The organism is Rhizobacter sp. P3_C12, from assembly GCF_056402735.1.
Map to the genome: position 1 here is coordinate 1 of NZ_JBFUGW010000317.1, position 6,519 is coordinate 6,519.

At 68.8% G+C, this 6,519-nt stretch carries 6 protein-coding genes; all 6 read right to left on the reverse strand.

Annotation, left to right across the window (positions count from 1 at the left end):
• The coding region (locus tag AC1DXV_RS29675; RefSeq protein WP_477937030.1) for a triose-phosphate isomerase at positions 1-308 on the reverse strand (308 nt) is incomplete at its 3' end.
• A 35-nt stretch (positions 309-343) separates the two neighbouring features.
• Positions 344-1,330 carry an NAD(P)H-quinone oxidoreductase gene (locus AC1DXV_RS29680; protein WP_477872755.1) on the reverse strand — a complete coding sequence of 329 codons (987 nt, stop codon included), beginning with the start codon at positions 1,328-1,330 and terminating at the stop codon, positions 344-346.
• Between the two features lie 70 nt (positions 1,331-1,400).
• Positions 1,401-3,515: a polyribonucleotide nucleotidyltransferase gene (pnp, locus tag AC1DXV_RS29685; protein ID WP_477937032.1), complete on the reverse strand. Its 2,115-nt coding sequence runs from the start codon at positions 3,513-3,515 to the stop codon at positions 1,401-1,403.
• Between the two features lie 207 nt (positions 3,516-3,722).
• Positions 3,723-3,992 (reverse strand): 30S ribosomal protein S15, encoded by a 270-nt coding sequence (gene rpsO, locus AC1DXV_RS29690; protein ID WP_047502936.1) that lies wholly within the window; start codon positions 3,990-3,992, stop codon positions 3,723-3,725.
• Positions 3,993-4,119: 127 nt separating this feature from the next.
• Positions 4,120-5,286, reverse strand: coding sequence for a pyridoxal phosphate-dependent aminotransferase (locus AC1DXV_RS29695; RefSeq protein ID WP_477869200.1), 1,167 nt, complete (start codon positions 5,284-5,286; stop codon positions 4,120-4,122).
• A partial coding sequence (locus tag AC1DXV_RS29700) for a branched-chain amino acid ABC transporter substrate-binding protein (protein WP_477937034.1) occupies positions 5,283-6,519 on the reverse strand: 1,237 nt, incomplete at its 5' end. The genes AC1DXV_RS29695 and AC1DXV_RS29700, both read right to left, overlap by 4 nt.

Sequence of the window (6,519 nt, forward strand, 5' to 3'; positions counted from 1 at the left end):
GATTCGGCATGCAGCGCACGCCGCTCCGAGTGCCCGACGATCACGTAGCGGCAGCCGAACTCGGCCAGCATCGATGCCGACACCTCGCCGGTGAAGGCACCGCTCTCGTTCCTTGAACAATCCTGTGCGCCCCACGCCAGGCGCTGGCCTTGCAGCGACAGCGCGACCTCGCCCAGGTACGGGAACGGCGCGCACACCGCCACGTCGGCATCGAACGGGCCGGCCGCTGCCAGCCCGGCCAGCAGTTCGGCATTGGCCACGCGGCTGCCGTTCATCTTCCAGTTGCCGACGACGAGTTTGCGACGCATGCCCGAAGCTCCTTGTGCAGTGCTCAGTTGTGTACTCACCATGTGAGCACCAGCTTGCCGATGTGCTGGTTCGATTCCATCAGCGCGTGGGCCTCGGCCGCCTGCGCCGCCGGGAACACCTGGTGGATCACCGGCTTCACGCGGCCCGCTTCGAGCCACGGCCACACCTGCTGCCGCAGCGCCTTCGCGATCGCGGTCTTGAACGCGACCGAGCGCGGACGCAGCGTCGAGCCGCTGATGGTCAGCCGCCGGCGCAGCACGGCGCCGGCGTCGATCTGCGCGGCCGTGCCGCCCTGCACCGCGATCAGCGCGATGCGGCCGTCATCGGCCAGGCACTGCAGCTCGCGCGCGATGTAGTCGCCGGCCACCATGTCGAGGATCACGTCGGCGCCGCGGCCGTCGGTGACCCGCTGCACTTCGGCGACGAAATCGTGCGTGCGGTAGTTGATCGCATGGTCGGCGCCGAGCGACACGCAGGCGGCGCACTTGTCGTCGCTGCCGGCCGTCGCGATCACGCGCGCGCCGAAGGCCCGGGCCAGCTGGATCGCGGTGACGCCGATGCCGCTCGTGCCGCCCTGCACCAGCAGCGTCTCGCCCGGTTGCAGGCGGGCGCGCTCGAACACGTTCGACCAGACGGTGAAGAAGGTCTCGGGCAGGCTTGCGGCCTCGATGTCGCTGAAGCCCTTCGGCACCGGCAGGCACTGGCCGACCGGCGCGACGCACAGCTCGGCATAGCCGCCACCGGCCACCAGCGCACAGACGCGGTCGCCGATGGCGACGCCGGCCTCGGCCATTGCCGCCGCATCGCCACCGACCACCTCGCCCGCGACCTCCAGCCCCGGCAGGTCCGACGCGCCCGGCGGCACCGGRTACAGGCCCTTGCGTTGCAGCACGTCGGGCCGGTTGACGCCCGATGCGCCGACGCGGATCAGCAGCTCGCCGACCGCAGGCACCGGTGCCGCGCGCTCGATGGCGCGCAGCACGTCGGGCGCGCCGGGGGTGGTGATCGCGATGGCTTTCATCGGAAGCTCGGTGGGCAGGACGCCGCCACACGGCCACCGCGTCGAGACGCAGCGGCCGCGCGGCCGGTCATCACTCCTGCGCAGGCGCCTGGTCGCGGTCGATCAGGGCCTTCATCGACAGCTTGACGCGGCCCTTCTCGTCGGTCTCGAGCACCTTGACCTTGACGATCTGGCCTTCCTTCAGGAAGTCGGTGACCTTCTCGACGCGCTGGTGCGCGATCTGGCTGATGTGCAGCAGGCCGTCCTTGCCCGGCAGCAGGTTGACCAGCGCACCGAACTCGAGCAGCTTGGTGATCGGGCCTTCGTAGACCTTGCCCACTTCCACTTCGGCGGTGATCTCTTCGATGCGCTTCTTCGCGTAGGCGGCCTTGTCGGAGTCGGCCGACGCGATCGTGATGGTGCCGTCTTCGCCGATGTCGATCGTGGTGCCGGTCTCTTCGGTCAGCGCACGGATGGTCGCGCCGCCCTTGCCGATCACGTCACGGATCTTCTCCGGGTTGATCTTCATCGTGTACAGGCGCGGTGCGAACTGCGAGACCTCGGTCTTGGCTTCGCCCATCGCTTCGGTCATCTTGCCGAGGATGTGCAGGCGGGCTTCCTTGGCCTGCGCCAGTGCGACCTGCATGATTTCCTTCGTGATGCCCTGGATCTTGATGTCCATCTGCAGCGCGGTCACGCCGGCGGTCGTGCCGGCCACCTTGAAGTCCATGTCGCCCAGGTGATCTTCATCGCCGAGGATGTCGGTCAGCACGGCGAAGCGGTTGCCGTCCTTGATCAGGCCCATCGCGATGCCGGCGACGTGCGCCTTCAGCGGCACGCCGGCATCCATCAGCGCGAGGCAGCCGCCGCACACCGAGGCCATCGACGACGAACCGTTCGATTCGGTGATCTCCGAGACCACGCGCATCGAGTACGGGAACTCGACGCGGTCCGGCAGCACTGCCACCAGTGCGCGCTTGGCCAGGCGACCGTGGCCGATCTCGCGGCGCTTCGGGGTGCCGACGCGGCCGGTTTCGCCGGTGGCGAACGGAGGCATGTTGTAGTGCAGCATGAAGTGCTCGCTGAACTCGCCGGCGAGCGCGTCGATCTTCTGCGAATCGCGGTCGGTGCCGAGCGTCGCGGCGACCAGCGCCTGCGTCTCGCCACGGGTGAACAGCGCCGAACCGTGCACGCGCGGCAGCACGCCGTTGCGGATCTCGATCGCGCGCACGGTGCGGGTGTCGCGGCCGTCGATGCGGGGCTCGCCCTGCAGGATCTGGCTGCGCACGATGCGTGCTTCGATGTCGAACAGCACGTTGTCGACCTTGACCTTGTCGTACTCGACGCCCTCAGCCGTCAGCGCGGCCAGCACCGAAGCGGTGGCTTCGCGGGTGGCTTGCGTGCGGGCCTGCTTCGAGCGGATCTGGTAGGCGGCGCGCAGCTTCTCTTCGGCCAGCGCGGTGATCTTGCCGATGAAGGCTTCGTCCTTGGCGGGCGCAGCCCAGTCCCAGGCCGGCTTGCCGGCGTCACGCACCAGCTCGTTGATCGCGGCGATGGCGATCTTGCTCTGGTCGTGGCCGAACACCACGCCGCCGAGCATCACTTCTTCGCTCAGTTGCTGGGCTTCGGATTCGACCATCAGCACGGCGGCTTCGGTGCCGGCGACGACCAGGTCCATCTGCGAGTCGAGCAGCTGGGTCTTGCCCGGGTTCAGCACGTACTGGCCGTTGACGTAGCCGACGCGTGCGGCACCGATCGGGCCGTTGAACGGGATACCCGAGATCGCGAGCGCGGCGCTCGAACCGATCAGCGCGGCGATGTCGGCCGAGACTTCCGGGTTCAGCGACACGACGTGGATGACGACCTGGACTTCGTTGTAGAAGCCTTCGGGGAACAGCGGGCGCAGCGGGCGGTCGATCAGGCGCGAGGTCAGCGTCTCGAGTTCGCTCGGGCGGCCTTCACGCTTGAAGAAGCTGCCGGGGATCTTGCCGGCGGCATAGGTCTTCTCGATGTAGTCGACCGTCAGCGGGAAGAAATCCTGGCCCGGCTTCGCGTTCTTCGCACCGACCACGGTGGCGAGGATCACGGTGTCTTCGATGTTGACCAGCACGGCACCGCTCGACTGGCGGGCGATCTCGCCGGTTTCCAGCGTGACCGAGTGCTGGCCCCATTGGAAGGTCTTGGTGACTTTGTTGAACATGCTCATGTCATTTCTCCGGTTTGTTGTCAGCGCCTCGTGAGGGCGGCGCGCTTGGACCCGGAACTGCGGCAACCTGGCGCGATGCCATTCCAGCAGCGCTCACGAGTGGAACGCGGGTGGAATGACACATCGTCATCTGTGGGTGCTCAGCTCCAAAAGCGCAAAGAGCCTGTGCTGGAGGATCCAGACAGGCTCTCGGCTTTCATTCGCGGATTACTTGCGCAGACCCAGCTTCTGGATCAGCGCGGTGTAGCGGTCGGCATCGGTCTTGCGCAGGTAGGCCAGCAGGCTCTTGCGGGTGTTGACCATCTTCAGCAGGCCGCGGCGACCGTGGTGGTCTTTCAGGTGCAGCTTGAAGTGGGGGGTCAGCTCGTTGATGCGGGCGGTCAGCAGGGCCACTTGCACTTCGGGGGACCCGGTGTCGTTGGCGCTGCGGGCATTGGCCTTGACGATCTCGGCCTTGTTCAGATCTGCGACGGACATGTCAGTTTCCTGATGTTCCCGCCAGGTTCGTGGGCGGGAGGTTGCTACTTGCGGTCGCGGGTGAAACTGACCCGCGCCGTGCGATTTGCTTCACGCTCTGATGGGATCAGGACGCAAAGCCCGTCGATTATAGCCTCAACGCGCGTTTCAGCCGCTCCACCCCTTCGACGAGCCGCGCCGGGTCGCGCGACGCGAAGCACCAGCGCAGCCAGCCCTCGGCCTCGTCGCCGAAGGCCGCACCCGGCGCCAGGCCCAGCCCGACGCCGGTGACCAGCCGCTTGGCCAGCGCCAGCGAATCGTCCTCGCCGTCGACGCGGAAGAAGGCGTACATGCCGCCGGCCGGCATCGCGAGCGTGACGCCCGGCAGCGCCTGCAGGCGCGGCACCAGCGTGTCGCGGCAGGCCTTCAGCCGGCCGATCAGCCCCGGTACGAAGGCGTCGGCCCCCCGCAGCGCGGCGATGCCGGCCTGCTGCACGAACACCGGCGCGCACGAGGTGTTGAACTCGATCAGCTTGCCGATGTCGGCCGTCAGCGCCGCCGGCACGACCAGCGAACCGAGCCGCCAGCCGGTCATCAGGAAGCTTTTCGAGAAGCTGTGCGCCACCACCAGCCGGTCGTCGGCCTCGGCGATGTCGAGGAAGCTCGGCGCCGCATGGCTCGACCCAGAGACAAGGCCCGCCTCGTAGTACAGCCGCTCGTAGACCTCGTCGGCGACGATCCAGGTGCCGGTGCGGCGGCAGTGGTCGAGCACCGCCTGCTGCTCGGCGCGGGTCATCGTCCAGCCGGTCGGGTTGTTCGGCGCGTTGACCAGCAGCAGCCGGGTGCGCGGGGTGATCGCGGCCAGCAGGCGCTCGAGATCGAGCTGCCAGGCGCCATCGCGCACCTGCAGCGAGACCCGCTTCACGTCGGCCCCCAGGATCGCAGGCTGCGCGGTGATGTTCGGCCACACCGGCACGACGGCGACCACTTCGTCGCCGGCGCCCACCAGCGCCTGCGTCGCGATCATCAGGCCGTTGACGCCCGACGACGTGACGGCAATGCGCTCCGGCCCGACCGGCCGGTGCAGCCCGCTCGCATAGCCCGCCAGCGCCTCGCGCAGGGCCGGCAGCCCCAGGTTGTGCGCATACGCCGTCTCGCCGCGCCGCAGCGACGCGACCGCCGCCTCGGTCACGAAATCCGGCGTCGGCTCGTCGCTCTCGCCGAACCAGAACGGCAGCACGTCGGCACGGCCGATCGCCGCATTCGCGACCTCGCGGATCTTCGAGGCCGGCAGGTTTTCGATCACGGATCTCATGGTCGCTCCATCGCACAGCGGTGCGGCATCTCGGTCTGGGTTTCGGTGAGCTGCAGCACGGTCTTGAAGCCGTAGCCCGAGCCCTCGTTGTCGAAGCGCACGCCGGGGCTGCCGACGCGCTGCATCACGCTGACGACCAGCGGCTGCTCGAACTGGTGGTCGCCGGCGCGCATCGTGCCGCGGTGGAAGCCGCCGAGGTGGCGCGGGTCGAGCTTCAGGCCTTCGAGCGCACGCGCCACCGCCAGCGGGTCGGCGCTGCCGGCCTTCTCGATCGCGGCCGCCAGCATCTCGACCATCGCCTGCATGCGCATGTGCACGTAGTCGTCCTGCGGGTTCGGAAAGCGCTCGCGGAAGGCTGCATAGAACCTGTCGGAGGCCGCGCCGCCCAGGTTCGGGTGCCACTCGGCCACCGCCAGCACGCGGTCGACGCCGGCATCGCCGATCGCCGCCGGCGCGCCGAGCGCGTTGCCGTAGAAGGTGTAGAAGCGCGCGTCCAGCCCGGCCTCGCGCGAGGCGCGGATCAGCAGCGTCAGGTCGTTGCCCCAGTTGCCGGTGAGCACCGCCTGCGCGCCGCTCGCCTTGATCTTCGCGGCGTACGGCAGGAAGTCCTTGATGCGGCCGAGCGGGTGCAGTTCGTCGCCGACGATCTCGATGTCGGGCCGCTTGGCCGCGAGCAGCACGCGCGCCTGGCGCAGCACGCCCTGGCCGAAGCTGTAGTCCTGGCCGATCAGGTAGACCTTCTTCACGCGCGCATCGGCGGCCAGCACGTCGGTCAGCGCCTGCAGCCGCATGTCGGCATGCGCATCGAAGCGGAAGTGCCAGAAGCTGCACTTCTCGTTCGTCAGCGCCGGGTCGACGGCCGAGTAGTTCAACAAGATCGCGCGCCGCGCCGGCTCGCGCTGGTTGTGCTTGTTCAGCGCGTCGACCAGCGCGGCCGCGGTGGCCGAGCTGTTGCCCTGCATCACGAAGCCGATCTGCCGGTCGATGGCCGAGCGCAGCAGCGACAGTGCCTCTTCATTGCTGCCCTTGCTGTCGAAGCGCACCAGCTCGAGCGGATGGCGGCCATCCGGCAGGCTCACGCCGCCGCGCTGGTTCACCCGCTCCACCGCCCACAGCAGGTTGCGGTACACCGCCTCGCCGGCGTTCGCGAAGGCGCCCGACAGGCCTTCGATCAGCGCGACGCGCACCGGCTCGGCGGCGGGCGGCGAGGCCGGCGCCGCAGCTGCCGGGCCC

What these genes read in the sequence shown, in the direction of transcription:
- pnp (WP_477937032.1), bottom strand. Translation starts at nt 3,515, where the DNA reads ATGAGCATGTTCAACAAAGTCACCAAGACCTTCCAATGGGGCCAGCAC.
- rpsO (WP_047502936.1), bottom strand. Translation starts at nt 3,992, where the DNA reads ATGTCCGTCGCAGATCTGAACAAGGCCGAGATCGTCAAGGCCAATGCC.
- AC1DXV_RS29695 (WP_477869200.1), bottom strand. Translation starts at nt 5,286, where the DNA reads ATGAGATCCGTGATCGAAAACCTGCCGGCCTCGAAGATCCGCGAGGTC.